This window comes from Isoptericola sp. NPDC019693 (genome assembly GCF_044389085.1).
In the GTDB taxonomy this organism is placed as follows: Bacteria; Actinomycetota; Actinomycetes; order Actinomycetales; family Cellulomonadaceae; genus Isoptericola.
Genome location: NZ_JBIRXP010000003.1, coordinates 66,443 through 82,748 on the forward strand (window position 1 = coordinate 66,443; position 16,306 = coordinate 82,748).

Below are 16,306 nucleotides of genomic sequence, written 5' to 3' on the forward strand. Positions count from 1 at the left end.
GTAGTTCTTCCCTCGCCGAGGTAGTTCTCCCTCCCGCGAGGTAGTTCTTCCCTCGCCGAGGTAGTGGACCAGACCACTACCTCGGCGAGGGAAGAACTACCTCGCGAGGGTGGGGTTGTCGGCAGGGCTCGGGTAGGCTGTCGGAAACCGCTTACCCGACGTCGCCGTCGAGGCGACACCCAAGGAGATCGACGATGCCCTCCGTCCCGACCCCCACCGGCAGCCCGACCAGCGAAAAGCGCCGCCGCTACGCCGTCGCGGGCGCCGGCCACCGCGCCGGCATGTACGTGAACGCGCTGATCGGGGACCACGCCGACGACGGCGAGATCGTCGCGTGGGTGGAGCCCAACCCGGTGCGCGCCGCCGTGCACGAGGCGAAGGTCGCCGCCGTCGTGGGCGGCGAGCGTCCCCTCTACCACCCCGACCACCTGGAGAAGGCCCTCGACGAGCAGCGGGTCGACCGGCTCATCGTCACCTCGGTCGACAACACCCACGCCGACCTCGTGTCCCGGGCGCTGCGCGCGGGCGTGGACGTCGTCGTCGAGAAGCCGATCGCCGCGACAGAGGACGAGGCGCGACAGATCGCCGACGCCGTCGCCGAGACCGGCCGCGACCTCACGATGACGTTCAACTACCGCTACTCGCCGCGGAACTCCGCGCTGCGCGAGCTCATCGCCTCCGGCGAGATCGGGCAGGTGCTGAGCGTGCACTTCGACTGGGCCCTCGACACGGTGCACGGCGCCGACTACTTCCGCCGCTGGCACCGCGAGAAGGTCAACAACGGCGGCCTGCTCGTGCACAAGTCCAGCCACCACTTCGACCTCGTCAACTGGTGGATCGACGCCGTCCCGCAGCGCGTCTTCGCCAGCGGCGGCCGCCGGTTCTACGGCGACGACGCCGCGCACGCCACCGGGTACGAGCCCACCGCGGGGGAGAAGGCCCTCAACGAGCAGGGCGTGGACCCGTGGCGCATCGACGTCGACGCCGACCCCTATCTCTCCCAGCTGTACGGGGCCGAGGCGCAGGCCGTGGACGGGTACCGGCGCGACCGCAGCGTGTTCGACGCCGGCATCACCACCGAGGACACCCTCGGGCTGGTCGTCGAGTACGCCGGCGGTCCGGTGCTCACCTACTCCCTCACGGCCAGCGCGCCGTGGGAGGGCTACCGGGTCGTCGTCAACGGTTCGCGCGGCCGTGCCGAGCTCGAGGTCGTCGAGCGCGGGTCCGTCGTCTTCGGCGCGGACGGGAAGGCGACCGTCGACCCGAGCTTCACCGCGACCTTCGGCGAGGACACCGTGCGCCCCGAGGGTGAGCGACTCGTCGTGCAGAAGCACTGGGAGCGCGCCGAGGAGCGGCCGATCGTCGCCGTCGGGCACGGCGGCCACGGCGGCGGCGACGCCCTGCTCCTGGCCGACGTGTTCCAGGGGCGCACCGAGGCCGACCCGCTCGGCCGCGCCGCGGGCTTCCGCGACGGCCTGCGCGCGTCGGGCATCGGCTACGCCGGCAACCGTTCGCTCGCCACGGGCGACCCCGTGCGCCTCGACGACCTGGGCCTGGGCATCGACCTGTGAACCCTGCGCCGAGGTAGTTCCGGCTCTGCCGAGGTAGTGGACTGGACCACTACCTCGGCCAAGCCGGAACTACCTCGGCGCGTCTGGAACTACCTCGGCGGGGCCGTCAGGTGGCCCAGGGTGCCCCGAGCTCGGCGAACGTGCGCTGCGTGCGTGCGACCTGCTCGCACCAGTGCTCGACGTCGTGCACGACGGGGCGCCGCTCGTCGCCCTCGCCCCGCCACTCGACGTGCTCGGGCGCGATCGGCGTCGGGTCGGCGCTGGTGCGCACGGCCTCGAGCACCCGCATGAACGCTCCGGTGTCGCGGACGTCGCACAGCAGGGAGCGGCGGTCGTCGGAGCGGGCGGCCAGCAGGTCCTCCAGCAGCGAGGTGCGGCCGTACGTCTTGTCCATCTGCACGGCGTCGGTGCGCAGCAGCAGACGGTCGTGCTCGTACTCGAGGACCAGCTCGCCCCGGGAGCCGATGACGACCACGCGGGCGGGGGAGCGCTCGGGCGCGCACAGCGTGAGGCCGAAGCCGTACCGCCGGCCGGCGGCGTCCTTGACCCGCACCGAGGACGTGTCGTCGGCCTCGATCGGGTTGGCGCGGTACAGGTCGGTGTCCACCCAGGCGACGTCCTGGGAGGTGGTCGCCCCGCCGAGCCGCAGCGTGGTCGCGACCGCGTGGGCCAGCGGGTTGGTCACCACGCCGTCGACGACGTCCCGCCCGTCGAGCCGGCGGCGACCCGCCCACGCGGCGCGCCTCCAGTACGACGCCGTGCGCACCCACGTGCCGACGGCGCCGAGGCCCTGCACCTCGCCGATCTCGCCGCGCGCGAGGAGGTCCGCGGCCGCGGGCAGGGCGTGCGAACCGAAGGTCTGGAACCCCACCTGGCAGCGGCGACCCGTACGTTCGGCCACCGCGACGAGCTCGGCGTGCTCGGCGAGCGACGCCGTCGTCGGCTTCTCGAGCAGCACGTCGATGCCGGCCTCCATGGCGGCGCGCGCGAGCGGCAGGTGGGTGGGGATGGGCGTGCTCAGCACGACGACGTCCACCCGCGCCCGGGGCGCCGACAGCAGGTCGCCGAGCGTCGGGAACCAGGGGACCCCGGCGTCGTGCGCGTCGTGGCCGGGGCCGGGCTCGCGCGGGTCGACGACGGCGGCGAGCCGCGCCCGTCCGGCGCGCTGGAGCTCGAGCACCCGGCGCACGTGCGAGGCGCCGTGGCCGTGCAGGCCCACTACCGCGATCTGGGGGGCGATCTGGGCGAGGCCGTCGGAGGTCGGGTCGGTCATCGTCGTCCTGTCCGTGTCGTGCCGGGTGCCCGGGTCGGGCGGGGTCAGCGCAGCGTGGCGGCCAGGGCCGCGGCCTCGTCGTGGTCGAGCGCACGGTCGACGAGCGCGGCCACGACGCCCGTCTCGACGGTGCCGCCGGCGGGCACGACGAGCGGCGCGTCCCAGGCGAGGGCGGGCCCCGCGCCGGGGTAGTCGGCACCGCGCAGGAACCAGCGCCGCGGGGGCGACGTCTGCGCGAGCAGCAGCGTCGTCGGCCGGTCCTCGGCGTAGGGGTCGTGGTGCTGCTGGACGTACGCGACCCAGGGCGACGTGCTGCCGTGGGCGAGGGCCTCGCCCTCGCCCTCCTGCGACAGCACGACGGTGCTCTGGGAGATCGGCGCCCGCCAGAAGACACCTCCGTACCCGGCCCCGGGGCGGCCGTTGGTGGCCGGGGAGCGGATCTCCAGCGGGCGGTACGCCGCGTGCAGGGTGGTGCGCCAGTCGAGCACCCATGTGTCGTCGCCGAGGAGGCGGGCGCCGAGCCGGCGCTGCTCGTCGAGCAGCGGGTCGCCGTGCTCGTCGTCCCAGCGCACGGTGTCGTGCAGCACGTGCGGGGCGAGCGGGTCGACCTCCGCCCGGGTGCTCACCTGACGGCCGTGGTTCGGCAGCAGGGTCGGGCCGACGTCGGCCACGAAGGTGCGGCCGCCCCAGAAGGAGGTGCCGTTGACGTCGGCCACCGCCATGCTCACGCCGTAGTGGTGCCGGTGGTCCACGGGCTCGGCCTCGGTGAGGGGCACGCCCGCCAGCGAGTGCACCGGGTGCAGGTACGGGCGCGGGGAGTGGATGGCGGGCAGCCGGTCGCCCCCGACGTACCGCGCCAGCGGCACCCGGTCGCGCGTGTGCCGCAGCACGATCTCGCGCGGCTCCACGGACCAGGTCGGGCCGGGGGCGGAAACGCCGGTCTCGGGCGGCGCGGCGGGCTCGGGCTCGGTGACGACGGCGCGCGCGAGGCTGCGCGGCACCGGCCCGGTGCTGGAGCGCGCCTCGAGGCGTGCGGTGAATCGGGTCGTGCTCGCCGGGTGCGCGTCGTCGTCGATGACGGCGTGCAGCTCGCGCCACGCCTGCCGGCCGAGCTCCGCCTGGGGCACGGACACGGTGGTCAGCCCGGGGGTCGCGTAGCGGGCGAGGTCGATGTCGTCGAAGCCCGCCACGGAGATGTCGCCCGGCACGGCGACGCCGGCCTCGTTGAGCGCGGCGAGCAGGCCGAACGCCACCAGGTCGTTGAAGGCGACGACGGCGGTGGCGCGGCTCGCGAGCACCTCGCCGGCGGCCGCGTGACCGGAGGCCAGGTCGGCACCCACGGGCAGCTCGACGATCTCGAGGTCCGGGTGGCGCTCTCGCGCGGTGGCGAGGCCGGCGCGGCGGGCCGTGTCGGTGGCGGCGGCGCGCGGACCGGCAAGGTAGGCGAGACGGTGGTGCCCGAGGCCGACGAGGTGCTCCACGACCTGCACGGTGGCGTCCTCGTAGTCGATGACGAGGCTGGGCGTGGCCGGGTGCTCGACCGCGCGGTTGATCACCGCGGCAGGTGACACGAGCGGGAGCAGCGCGTCGAGCGCGGCACCGGGCATGCGGGGCGCGACCAGGATGAGCGCGTCGCAGCGCATGCGCGCCTCGCGGGCGATGGCCGCCTCCTCGGACGGGTCCTCGGCGGCGTCGGCGACGAGCACCCGGTAGCCGTCCTCGGCGGCGGCGGAGGTGACGCCGCGCAGGATCTGCTGGAACACCGGGTTGCCCAGGTCGGGCACGACGAGCGCGACCGTCTCCGTGCGCCCCAGCGACAGGCTGCGCGCCACGTTGCTGGGGCGGTAGTTCAGGTCGATCGCCGCCTCCTGCACGCGCGCGGCGATGGTGGGGTCGACGGTGCTGCGACCGTTCATCACGCGGGAGACGGTGGCGCGCGAGACGCCCGCGGCGGTGGCGACGTCCGCGATGGTGACGGACGGTCGCCGGACGTTCAGCTCAGGCATCGATGCCTCCTCGGGCTCACGAGCCGACCGTACACCATTAGAAACCGGTTCCTTCGTTGTTTCTCAACGGCGGAGCAACCGGTTCCCGAGCGTATCGTCGGCCGCGGCCGGGCGGGGGAGGTCGAGCGAGTGCCGTGCCGCCCCGGAGGACCGGGCGGTGGTGGTCACCACCGGGTCATGATGCTCCACCGGGCGCCAGCAGGGCGAGCTTGTCGCCCGTGCGTCGACCGGTCGCGGTCGCGTGGGCGGGCCCGCCGGGCCGGTCCGTGAGCGTCCACCGGATGGCGTCGCGGATCTCCTTGCGCGAGCCGACGCCGAGCTTGGCGAAGATCTTGCGCAGGTGCCACTCGACGGTCCGCGGACTCAGGAAGAGCTGGGCCGCGATCTCGGGGTTCGTGTGCCCCTGGGCGGTGAGCCGTGCGATCTCCGCCTCCTGGCTGGTCAGCTCGGCCGGGGCACCGCTCGACCGACGAGGCGCGTGCCCGCCGACCGCGCCGAGCCCGCGTCCCGCGCGGTCGGCGAACCCGTCCGCGCCCATGTCGGCGAGCATGTCGTGGGCGGTGCCGAGGTGGTCACGCGCGTCGGCAGCGCGGCCCGCACCGTGGAGCCACTCGCCGTACAGGAGGTGGGCGCGAGCCAGGACGAACCGCAGCCGGGTACGGCCCAGTCGGTCGACCGCCTCGCGATACCCCGCCTCGGCCTCGGGGCCGTCGCCGAGCAGCGCGGAGCACAGCGCCGCCGTGCCGAGCGCCCAGTCCGTGGCGTGGGCGCCGGCCGCGTCGGCGACGTGGCGCGCCGCCCGCCGGCCCCGGTCGGGCAGCCCGGCCCTGGCCGCCGCCTCCACCAGCTCGAGCGCGGACCAGGTCGCGACGGCGAGGCCCTCCGGGAGCGCGAATCCGTCCTCGGCGGCGACGAGTGCCTCGCCGTGCTCGCCGAGCGCATTGCGCAGCAACGCCGACGACCAGGCGTGCACCGTCGGCCAGGACCCGTCGCCGCCCGCCGCGGCGTCCGTGGCACCTTCCGTGGCGAGCGCCTGGAACCGGCGCTCATCCCCCTGCCAGGCGGCGACGACGAGGTCTGCGGGACCGGAGGACCGGGGCCGCTTCCTGGACGCGGCGGCGACGGTCGCGCGCTCCCGCGCCAGGGACGTCGCGGTCGACAGGTCGCCGCTCAGGAGCTCGAGCGCGACGCGGGACCCGAGCGCGTCGAGGAGCACCCGGAGCCAGCCGCTCCCGCGGGAGGCCTCGACGGCCCTCGTGGAGAGCGCGCGCCACGTCGTCTCGTCCAGCACGGCGCCGGCGCCGTGCGCGGCGAGCGAGAGCCACCCGGCCGCCTCCTCCGCCGGGAGCTCCGCGTCGACCACCGCGGTCAGGGCCTCCCGGAGGTGTGGTGCGCCGGCCCGGTGGCCGTCGGTCACGAGGCCGGCGAGGGCGCCGAGCAGCTCCGCCGTCGGACGCTCGGCGGGTGACGGGGTGCGGCGGGCCGCGAGGATCGCCTCCGCGACGTCGACCACGCCGTCCCGGCGCGCGGACCGGGCCGTGGCCAGGGCCGCGGAGAACGCGTCCCGGAAGAGGACGTCGGCCCGCCCCGGGTCGAAGGCCTCGAGGCGGCGCGCAGCGACGACCAGGGACTCCGCCTCCTGGTTCCCGCACGCTGCCGCGACCTGGGCACGCAGCCGGTAGATCTCCGCGGCACGCCGTGGTCCCGCGTCGACCGCCTCCGCGACCGACGTCAGCTGCCGGGCACGCCCGGGAGCACCCGACCGGAGCATGTCGTCCGCCGCGCGCAGCGCTCGCTCGGCGCGGTGTCCCGCGTCCGGCGTCAGCCCGACGGCGAGCTCACGGATCGCGGCGGCCGCGGCGAGCCCGCCGCGGGCGCGGGCCCGTCCCGCCGACCGCTCGAGCGCGAGTGCGACGCCCTCGTCGCACCCGGAGGTCGCGTGGGCGAGGTGCCACGCGTGGCGGTCGGGGTCGAGGTCGGGATCCGTGGCGTCGGCCAGGGCGCGGTGCGCGGCCCGGCGCTCGGAGTCGGACGCCGCGCGGTAGACCGTCGAACGGACCAGGGGATGGGCGAAGCGCACCTCGCCCAGGTCGGCGAGTCCCTCGGCCTCCGCGGCCACGCCGTCCGCGGGTCCGAGCCCCTGGGCGAGCGCGGCGCGCCAGATCGTCAGCGGGTCCTGGCGAGGCTCCGCCGCGACGGTCAGCAGCAGGCGCTGCGTGGACCTCGGCAGCCGCGCGAACCGGCCGCGGAGGCTCGCGGCGAACCCGTCCGGCTGCACCCCCGGAGCCGGTGTCGCGAAGCCGCCGGCCAGCCGGTCGCCGCTCAGCCCGCGTGACTCCTCGAGGAGCACGAGGGGGTTCCCGCCCGCCTCGGACACGATGCGACGCAGGACCGCCTCGTCGAGCGGGCCCGGCACGACGGACCGCAGCAGCGTGCGCGCGGCCCGGTCGTCCAGCCCCGCGACCGTCAGCTCGTGGAAGCCCGAGAGGGCCTCCGAGCCGGGCAGCGGCGGCGCCGCGAACGCGACGAGCACGGCGTCGGCGGCGAGGCGCCTGCCGACGAACGCGAAGACGTCGCACGACACGGGATCGAGCCGGTGCGCGTCGTCGATCAGGCAGACCAGCGGCCGCTGCGCGCTCGCCTCCTTGACCACGCCCAGCACGGCGAGGGCCACGAGGAACGGGTCGGGCTCGCGCCCGTCGTCCTGGAGCCCGAACGCGGAGCGAAGCGCCGAGCGCTGCGGCGCCGGGAGCCGGTCGATCATGCCCGACAAGGGCGCCACGAGCTGGTGCAGGCCGGCGTAGTCGAGCCCGGCCTCCGACTCGGCGCCCGTCACCCGCAGGACGGTGCATCCGTGCGCGCGGGCACCGAGCCGGTCGAGCAGAGCGGACTTCCCCGCCCCGCCGTCACCGCGAAGCACCACGACCTGGGCACGGCCGCCACGGACGTCGGTGAGGAGATCGTCCAGGGCCCGCAGCTCGCGGTCGCGTCCCACCAGGTCCAGCTCCAGCGCCGCGTCGGTCCGCATGCTCATCACGCGCCCCTCGTCGTCCGGGCCGGGTCGGTTCCCGACAGCTCCACCCTCGCGCTCCCCGGTCGGGTCGCGCGTCGCCGTCACCGGGAGTCGCGGGGTCAGGGCAGCATGCAGGAGGACTACCGGGTAGCCGGTACGCCTCGTGCGCGGCCGCGGGCGTGATTCCGGCTACCCGCAATGCGCCCCTGTCCGGAGCGCACCGATGATCGACGCATGGAGACCAGAGTCGTGATCGTGGACGACAGCGCGGTCTACGTCGCGGCCGCGCAGGCTCTTCTCGAACGCGAGGGGATGCGGGTCGTCGGGTCCGCGGGGGGCGGCGGCGAGGCCGTCGACCTGTGCGACAGGCTGCGGCCCGACGTCGTGCTCGTCGACGTCGCGCTCGGGGACGAGAGCGGGTTCGACGTCGTGCACCGGCTCGCCCGGGCCGGCGGGCCGACACTGGTGCTCATCTCGACGCGCAGTGCCGACGAGATCGACGACCTGCTCGACTCGTCGCCCGCGGCAGGCTTCGTGACGAAGGCCGCCGTCTCCGCGGACGCGATCCGCGCGATCATGCGGCCGGGAGGGTGAACTCCAGCGTCGTGCCGGCGCCGGGTGCGCTCGTGAGGGCCATCCGGCCGCCGAGCGCCTGCACCCGGTCCTCCATGCCGACCAGCCCGGAGCCGTGGCGCGGGTCGGCGCCACCGACGCCGTCGTCCTCGACGACGACCGTGAGCTCCGCACCCACGCGGGCGACCCCCACCCGGACCACGGTCCCTCCCGCGTGCTTGGTGGCGTTCGTGATCGCCTCGGAGACGAGGTAGTACACCGCGATCTCGACGCTGGCCGGGAGCCTCCCGTCGACCTCGAGGGCGAGCTCGACGGGCACGGCCGAGCGCCTCGCGAGGGACCGCAGGGCCGCGCGGAGCCCTCCGGTCTCGAGGATCGCCGGATGGATCCCACGGGCGAGCTCCCGGAGCTCGTCGACCGCCTCGGAGAGCCTTCTGCCGATCTCGTGCAGCTCGCCCTGCGCGTCCTCGAGCCCCGGAGGGACACGACCCTGCACCCGCCGGACGTCCAGGGACAGCGAGACGAGGCGCTGCTGGATGCCGTCGTGCAGGTCCCGTTCGAGACGCCGTCGGGTCTCGTCGACCGCGACGACGATGCGGGTGCGGGAGGCCATCAGCTCGGCCCGGTCGCGCGCGTTGGAGAACACCATGGCCACCAGCCCGGTGAAGTCCGCGAGCCGTTCCTCGACCGCGGGCGAGAGGGGGACGCCGTGGCGCGAGCCCACGGCGAGGACACCCCACAGGCGTCCAGCGAGGTGGACGGGAAACCCGACCGCGGCGCTGATCCGGCCGGACGCGGCCCGCTCGGCCACGGCACCGCGTGGCGTGTCGTAGCGGTCCAGCCGCGACGTCTCGCCCGAGCGCAGCACCCTGAGCGTCACGCTGTCGCCGTCCAGAGGCATCCGCTCGCCCACGTCCAGCATCCCCGGGTCGCCCCAGGCCGCCACCACGGTCGCCGTCCCGTCGGGCTCGTACTCCAGGACGCGCACGGCGTCGACGGCGCCGAGACGCCCGACCTCCTTCGCGGTCGCCGCGAAGACCTCGGCCGGAGACGCGTCGGCCGTGGACAGCCGGGCGATCCGGCGCAGCGCCGCCAGCTCGTCGGACAGGGCGACCTGTGCCCGGTCCAGGGTCCCCAGCCGCCGCCGCGTGCGGGCGCTCACCGCGCACACCAGGACGATCGCGACCAGGTAGAGCGCCAGCGCGCCCCAGTTCTCGTAGTCCCGCACCCCGAAGGTGCGCAGGGGTTTGAGGTAGAAGAAGTCGAACGCGAGGATCGTCGCGAGAGCGAGCGGGACGGCGTAGAGGTCCAGCCCGGCGTGCGCCGTCCGCAGGATCAGCGCCACGCTGGCCAGCGCGAGCACCAGGGCCACGACCGGTCCGCCCACCAGCACGAGCACCAGCGACTGGACGCCGAAGAGCAGCAGCGCGAGGCCGACCGCCAGCACCGCCAGGACCGGGACCGGCCACGCGACGTCCGTCCCTCGCGGGTCGCCGGGCAGCAGCCGCCTGCGCCAGGCCCCGCCGTCGCGGCGCGACCGTTCGACCGGTCCGTCGTCCACCGTGCTCACCACCGCACCCTCCGTCGCTCTCGGCCGGCCCGAGCCTCAGCGGCTCTCGAGGAACCTCATCACCGCGAGGACCCGGCGGTTGTCCGTCTCTGCCTCTGGCAGGTCGAGCTTGAGCATGATGCTCCGGACGTGCTTCTCGACGGTCCCCTCGGTCACCCACAGCTGCTGCGCGATCCCGGCGTTCGAACGGCCTTGAGCCATCAGCGCCAGGACGTCGCGCTCGCGGCTGCTCAGCACGTCGAGCGGGTCCTCCCGGTGCTGGGCCGACACGAGCTCCTGGATCAGCGCGGGGTCGACGACGGAGCCCCCGCGCGCGACCCGCTCCACGCTGTCGAGAAAGTCCTCCAGGTCCACCACGCGGCTCTTGAGCAGGTACCCGACGCGGCGGCCGTCGCCCAGCAGCGTCATCGCGTGGTCCACCTCGACGTGCGCCGACAGGACCAGGACCCCCGTCTCGGGCAGCTCGTCGCGGATCACCGCCGCCGCGTCCAACCCCTCGGTCGTGAACGTGGGGGGCATCCTGATGTCGACCAGAACAAGGTCCGGTCGGTGCTCGCGCACGAGGCTCAGCAGGTCGTCGGCGTCGGCCGCCTGGCCCACGACGTCGTAGTCCGGTGCGGAGAGGAGGCTGGCCAACCCCTCGCGGAGCAGGACGTCGTCGTCGGCGACCACCACACGCAGCCCGCTCACGACCGCCCCGTCACTGCACATGTCGGCATGGCGCCGAGTATCGCACCGGACCCACCCGGGCGTGCGGCACGTCCGACGGGACGGGCCGCACGACGCGGGCACGCGGGCACGCGGCCCCGTCCGGTCGTGCGGACGGGCGTCACCCCGCCCGGGGCAGGACGCGCAGCGTGGCGGCGCGCGCCGTCGCGCCGGACGCGAAGGCGGCGAGCGCCCCGTACTTGTGCCGGTACGCCGCGTCGACGGCCGGGAGAGCGCGCCGGCCCGCGGCCTCGAGACGCACCTCGAAGGTCTGGCCGTCGACCCGGACGCGGCCCACGCCGTGGTCGATCGCGGCGCGGTACCACTGCGAGGCGGCGCCGCGCTGGGCGCGCAGGTAGAGCTCGCCGTCGGCGACGACCATGCCGAGCTCGACCTCGAGAGGCCCCGGGCCCGCCGAGAGGTGCAGGGAGGACCCGTCTTGGAGCGTCGCGAGAGCGGCGGGGGACCAGGCGCTCACCGGACCGGCTCCGTCGCGGTCCAGGAGGCGAGGATGCGCAACGCCTCCTCGGCCGGCGAGCCGGTCTCGGCCGTCAGCACCATGAGGCGCTGGCCGCTGCCGTCCGGGCTGGACCAGGTGTCGCAGTCGAGGGTGAGGTCGCCGACCAGGGGGTGGCGATACCGCTTGGTGCCGTACGTGGCGCTGTTGACCCGATGCTCCGCCCACCAGCGGCGGAAGTCCGCGTCGAGCACCGCGAGCTCGCCGACCAGCCGGGCGAGCTCGGGGTCGTCGGGGTCGGTGGCGGCCTCCATGCGCAGTGCGGCGACGGCGTCCCGTGCGTCGTGCTCCCACCGCGCGTGCAGCCCGCGCACGCCGGGATGCGTGAACAGCAGCCGGACGTAGTTGCGCTGCGCAGGGGGCACGGCGCCGAAGTCGGTGAAGAGGGCGGCCGCCGCGTCGTTCCAGGCCAGCACGTCCATCCGCCTGCCGAGCACCAGCGTCGGCGTGTCGGTGAGGCGCTCGAGCAGCCGCCGCATCGCCGGCCGCACGGCCTGCCGGCTGCGGCGGCGCCGACGCGCCTCCGGCTTCCCCGCGACCTCGTAGAGGTAGCGCCGCTGGTCCTCGTCGAGACGCAGCGCCGCGGCCAGGGTGTCGAGCACCGCGGCCGACGCCGGCACCCGGCCCTGCTCGAGCCGCGTGTAGTAGTCGACGCTGATCGACGCGAGCTGGGCCACCTCCTCGCGGCGCAGGCCGGCAACCCTGCGCCAGCCGTCGCCGTCGGGCAGCCCGACCGTGGCCGGGTGCAGCGCGGCCCGCCGTGCCTTGAGGAACGTGCCGAGCCCGTCCTTGTCTCCCATGCCGACCATTCTGGGAGCGCCCGGCCGCGCGTGGGAGGGCAGGAACCTTCCCAGGCAGGAAGCTGCGCCTGTTGCGGCGCGGAAGGCTGTCACAGCCTGGTCGCATGAACCGCACCGATGTCACCTTCGACAGCGCCGGCATCTCTCTCGCCGGCCATCTCTTCCTCCCCGAGCGCTGCGGGACGGCGCCGCTGCCGGCCGTCGTGGTCGGCCACCCCGGGACGGGGGTGAAGGAGCAGACCGCCGGGACGTACGCCGCACGCCTGGCCGAGCGGGGGTTCGCGACTCTCGCGTTCGACGCGGCGTACCAGGGCGAGAGCGGCGGGCTGCCGCGTGGCCTGGAGGACCCCGCGCAGCGGGTCGAGGACCTCAAGGCCGCCGTCTCCTACCTCACCACGCGCCCTGAGGTCGACCCGGGCCGGATCGGCATGCTCGGCATCTGCGCCTCGGGCGGCTACGGCATCGCCGCCGCCGCGGGCGACCACCGCGTGCGCGCCCTGGCCACCGTCAGCGGCGTCGACGTCGGACGCCAGTTCCGCGAGGGTGCCGACGGCACCCAGGACCCGGCCGTCGTCCAGGCCATGCTCGACGCCGCCGCGGCGGCACGCACCGCCGAGGCCCACGGCGCTCCGGCGGGGACGTTCCCGGTCTTCCCCGCCACCGCCGAGGAGGCGTGGGCGGCCGGTGGCCGGCACGGCGGCGAAGGCTACGAGTACTACTGCACGGACCGGGGACGGCACCCGCGGTCGGCCACGGAGTTCACGCTCTCGAGCATCGACCGCATCGCGACGTCCGACCAGTTCCGCTTCGTCGGCATGATCGCCCCGCGTCCGCTGCTCATCGTCCAGGGCACCGAGGCGGCCACGAAGCACCTGGGCGAGCTGGCCTTCGCCGACGCGCGCGAGCCCAAGGAGCTCCACTGGATCGAGGGCGCCAGCCACGTCGACCTCTACGACCGGCCCCAGCACGTCGGGCCCGCCGTCGACAAGCTCACCGAGTTCTTCACGGCGGGGCTCGCCGCCGAGTAGCCCGGGACGGTGGCCCGTCCGGGTGCGGGAGTGCGCCGGTAACGGTGCTGGAACAGCGCGCCGCACGGCCTCAAAGATGGCGTCCCGGCATTTCTTGCATCCCGCAGCGTCGGGGGGAAGAAAAAGTCGCGCCGCACCATTCGTGGTGCGGCGCGACTTCGTCAGGGAATCAGAGGCCCAGCAGATGGAGCAGGTCGGTGACCAGGCCGCCCTGGCAGTCAGCGACCGTCCGGTGCGGGGATCGCCCGCGCGACGACGGCGCACCGGTCGTCGCCCGGCGCGGCGCCGGTGGCGGCACGCTCGAGCAGGTGGCGCAGGGCGGTGCGCTCGGCGTCGTCCAGGCCGGCGAGCAGCTCGTCCTCCGCGACGTGCACGCGCGCGTCGAGATCGGCCAGGACGGCGCGTCCGTGGTCGGTCATGACGATCCGGCGTGCGCGCCGGTCGGCCGGGTCGGGCCGGCGCTCGACCAGCCCGCAGCCGGCCAGCTCGTCGAGCAGGTACGTCATGACGGTGCGGTCGATGCCGAGCCGGGCGGCGAGCGCCGCCTGGGTGGGCGGGGCGTCGTGGGTGACGGCGGCGAGCACCTCGTACCCGCGGCCCCCGTGCGGCACGTCCGCGCACGCGGCGGCGACGCGGGCGCTCCACTCGCGCAGCAGCGCGGCGAGGGACCAGCCCAGCGGCGACGGCGCGTCCGGACGCGCCGCGGTCGTCGTGCTGCGCGTCGGCTCGGTGGTGGTGCTCACGGAGTCATCGTACGCGGAATGCGCGGTCGGTCAGAAGAGTTGCCGCTGATATCGTCTGTGCAACAGACGATCTCCCGGAGACGGGAGCGGTACTCCCGCGAAAGGTCCCGCATGACGGACTACGGCCACGACCTGGTCTTCGGCACGTTCCTCACCCCCACGAACCACGACCCGCAGCAGCCGGTGCGGCTGGCGCAGGTCACCGAGGCGGCCGGGCTCGACCTGGTGACGTTCCAGGACCACCCGTACCAGCCCGGGTTCCTCGACACGTGGACGCTGCTGTCGTGGGTGGCGGCGCAGACCGAGCGCGTCACCGTCGCGGGCAACGTGCTCAACCTGCCGCTGCGGCCGCCCGCGGTGCTCGCGCGCGCCGTCGCGTCCCTCGATCTGCTGTCCGGGGGCCGGGCTGCGCTCGGGCTGGGCGCCGGCGGGTTCTGGGACCCGATCGTCGCGATGGGCGGCACCCGACTCACCCCGGGCGAGTCCGTCGACGCGCTCGAGGAGGCGCTCGACATCATCCGCGGCCTCTGGGACGGCCGGGAGCGCCGCGCGCTGCGGGTCGAGGGCGACCACCATCGCGTCGTCGGCGCCAAGCGCGGGCCCGAGCCCGCCCACGACGTCCCGATCTGGCTCGGCGCGCTCAAGCCGCGCATGCTGCGGCTCATCGCCCGCAAGGCCGACGGCTGGCTGCCGTCGCTCGCGTACCTCAAGGACGGCGACCTGCAGCGCGGGCACGCGATCATCGACGAGGCCGCGCAGGAGGCGGGCCGCCACCCCGCCGAGATCCGGCGCCTGCTCAACGTGCAGGGCGCGGTGACCGCGCAGCCGCAAGGCTTCCTGCAGGGGCCGGTGGAGCAGTGGGTCGACGAGCTGGCGGCCCTCGCGCTCGAGGACGGCATCGGCACCGTCATTCTCGCCGCCGACGACCCGACCCTCATCCAGGTCTACGGCCAGGAGGTCGCGCCCGCGGTCCGCGAGCTGGTGGCGCGCGAGCGGGCGACGTCGGGCACCGTGCCCGCCGCCACGCAGCGCGGCTCGCACGCGATCGCGCTGCGGCGGCCCGGCATCGACTACGCGGCGGTGCCCGCGGCGCTCGCGGGCTCCGCCGTCGAGCCCGGCGACCGCGGGTACGACGCGGTGCGGCACAACTATCTGCGCTCCGGCGCGCCGGGCCTGGTCCTGCGCCCGCGCGACGCGGAGCAGGTGGCCGAGGCGGTGCGGTTCGCCCGGACGCAGGACGTGCCGCTCGGGGTGCGGTCGGGCGGGCACGGCATCAGCGGCCGGTCGACGAACGACGGCGGGATCGTCGTCGACCTGGGTGCCCTCGACCAGGTCGAGGTCGTCGACGAGGCGACGCGGCGGGTGCGCCTGGACGCCGGGGTCACGTGGGGCCGGGTCGCGGAGACCCTCGCGCCCCGCGGCTGGGCGATCAGCTCGGGCGACTACGGCGGCGTGGGCGTGGGCGGGCTCGCCACCGCGGGCGGCGTCGGGTTCCTCGGGCGCACGTTCGGCCTGACGATCGACCACGTGGTCGCCGCGGAGGTCGTGACGGCCGACGGGCGCGTCGTGCGCGCGTCCGCCGACGAGAACGCCGACCTGTTCTGGGGGCTGCGCGGCGCCGGGGGCAACCTGGGCGTCGTCACGTGGCTCGAGGTCGAGGCGATGGAGCTGGGCGACGTCGTGTTCTCGCAGATGACGCTCGACGCGACCGACGTCGCCGGGCTGCTGGAGCGCTGGGGGCACACCGTCGAGTCCGCCCCGCGCGAGCTCACCAGCTTCCTCATCCTGTCCCCGGGCCGCGGCGGCCAGGGGCCCGTCGCCCAGCTCATGACCGTGTGGGCGGGCGACGACACGGACGCGGCCGTCGAGCAGCTCGAGCGCCTCGCCGAGGCGGGTCCGCTGCTGGCCCACCAGGCGTACCTGCTGCCGTACTCGGGCGTCGTGCAGGCGGGCGACAAGCATCACTCCGGCGGCGGTGACCCGGCCGTGCGGTCGGGTCTCGTCGACCACCTGGACGCGGCCACCAGCCAGGCGTTCGAGAAGCTCGCGCTGTCGGGGGAGGCGTACTTCCTGCAGATCCGGGCCACCGGCGGGGCGGGGAACGACGTGGCCCCGGACGCGACGGCGTACGCGCACCGGCACCAGAACTTCCTGCTGTCGGCGATGTCATCGTCGCAGGGTCGGCTGGACGCGGCGTGGGACGCGCTCGTCGCCCCCCACACGGACGGGCTGTACCTGTCGTTCGACACCGACACCCGGCCCGAGCGGATCAGCGACGCTTTCCCGGAGCCCACGCTCACCCGCCTGCGCGAGGTGAAGCGCGACTGGGACCCGGACAACGTGTTCCGCGCCAACTTCCCGGTGCCGCCGGCCGGCAGCTGACCGTGTCGTGGGCGGGGGGGGGGGGGGCGGCGCCCGGGGGGGGCCCCCCCCGGCGCCCCACACCCCCACACCCACCCCCCGCGACGCCACCTGGGCGACCGTCTCCAACAACCCCCACCGCC

At 75.2% G+C, this 16,306-nt stretch carries 12 protein-coding genes; 4 read left to right on the forward strand and 8 right to left on the reverse strand.

Annotation, left to right across the window (positions count from 1 at the left end):
• Nucleotides 1-194 precede the first annotated feature (194 nt).
• A complete protein-coding gene (locus ACH436_RS09395; protein ID WP_430559937.1) occupies nt 195-1,571 on the forward strand; it encodes a Gfo/Idh/MocA family protein in 1,377 nt (458 codons plus the stop codon).
• A gap of 106 nt (nt 1,572-1,677) precedes the next feature.
• Here ACH436_RS09395 and ACH436_RS09400 read toward each other — a convergent pair whose 3' ends face one another.
• The 3 genes from ACH436_RS09400 to ACH436_RS09410 form a co-directional block, all read right to left on the reverse strand.
• Nucleotides 1,678-2,844 carry a Gfo/Idh/MocA family protein gene (locus ACH436_RS09400; protein WP_430559938.1) on the reverse strand — a complete coding sequence of 389 codons (1,167 nt, stop codon included), beginning with the start codon at nt 2,842-2,844 and terminating at the stop codon, nt 1,678-1,680.
• A gap of 44 nt (nt 2,845-2,888) precedes the next feature.
• Nucleotides 2,889-4,850, reverse strand: a complete 1,962-nt coding sequence (locus ACH436_RS09405; RefSeq protein ID WP_430559939.1) for a DUF6807 family protein — start codon at nt 4,848-4,850, stop codon at nt 2,889-2,891.
• A gap of 175 nt (nt 4,851-5,025) precedes the next feature.
• Nucleotides 5,026-7,884 carry an AAA family ATPase gene (locus ACH436_RS09410; protein ID WP_430559940.1) on the reverse strand — a complete coding sequence of 953 codons (2,859 nt, stop codon included), beginning with the start codon at nt 7,882-7,884 and terminating at the stop codon, nt 5,026-5,028.
• A gap of 213 nt (nt 7,885-8,097) precedes the next feature.
• Between ACH436_RS09410 and ACH436_RS09415 the strand changes: the two genes are divergently transcribed.
• Nucleotides 8,098-8,457, forward strand: coding sequence for a response regulator transcription factor (locus ACH436_RS09415; RefSeq protein WP_430559941.1), 360 nt, complete (start codon nt 8,098-8,100; stop codon nt 8,455-8,457).
• Here ACH436_RS09415 and ACH436_RS09420 read toward each other — a convergent pair.
• The 4 genes from ACH436_RS09420 to ACH436_RS09435 all read right to left on the reverse strand — a co-directional run bounded on the left by ACH436_RS09420 (nt 8,438) and on the right by ACH436_RS09435 (nt 12,031).
• On the reverse strand, nt 8,438-10,006 hold the full coding sequence (locus tag ACH436_RS09420) for a histidine kinase (RefSeq protein ID WP_430559942.1): 1,569 nt from the start codon (nt 10,004-10,006) through the stop codon (nt 8,438-8,440). The two genes, ACH436_RS09415 and ACH436_RS09420, sit on opposite strands and share 20 nt — an antisense overlap.
• A 36-nt stretch (nt 10,007-10,042) precedes the next feature.
• Nucleotides 10,043-10,696 carry a response regulator gene (locus tag ACH436_RS09425; protein WP_430559943.1) on the reverse strand — a complete coding sequence of 218 codons (654 nt, stop codon included), beginning with the start codon at nt 10,694-10,696 and terminating at the stop codon, nt 10,043-10,045.
• 139 nt (nt 10,697-10,835) lie between these two features.
• Nucleotides 10,836-11,192, reverse strand: a complete 357-nt coding sequence (locus tag ACH436_RS09430; protein ID WP_430559944.1) for a DUF2255 family protein — start codon at nt 11,190-11,192, stop codon at nt 10,836-10,838.
• Entirely contained in the window at nt 11,189-12,031 is an 843-nt protein-coding gene (locus ACH436_RS09435; protein ID WP_430559945.1) for a helix-turn-helix domain-containing protein, read from the reverse strand. The genes ACH436_RS09430 and ACH436_RS09435 overlap by 4 nt, the downstream gene beginning before the upstream one ends.
• A gap of 104 nt (nt 12,032-12,135) precedes the next feature.
• On the opposite strand from ACH436_RS09435, the gene ACH436_RS09440 reads away from it, so the two are divergent.
• Entirely contained in the window at nt 12,136-13,059 is a 924-nt protein-coding gene (locus ACH436_RS09440) for an alpha/beta hydrolase (RefSeq protein ID WP_430559946.1), read from the forward strand.
• Nucleotides 13,060-13,277: 218 nt separating this feature from the next.
• Here the strand turns inward: ACH436_RS09440 and ACH436_RS09445 are convergent, their stop codons facing one another.
• Complete coding sequence (locus ACH436_RS09445) at nt 13,278-13,802, reverse strand: MarR family winged helix-turn-helix transcriptional regulator (RefSeq protein ID WP_430559947.1); 525 nt, start codon at nt 13,800-13,802, stop codon at nt 13,278-13,280.
• 111 nt (nt 13,803-13,913) lie between these two features.
• Here ACH436_RS09445 and ACH436_RS09450 point away from each other — a divergent pair, with 111 nt between their 5' ends.
• Nucleotides 13,914-16,184: an LLM class flavin-dependent oxidoreductase gene (locus ACH436_RS09450; RefSeq protein ID WP_430559948.1), complete on the forward strand. Its 2,271-nt coding sequence runs from the start codon at nt 13,914-13,916 to the stop codon at nt 16,182-16,184.
• Nucleotides 16,185-16,306: the final 122 nt, after the last annotated feature.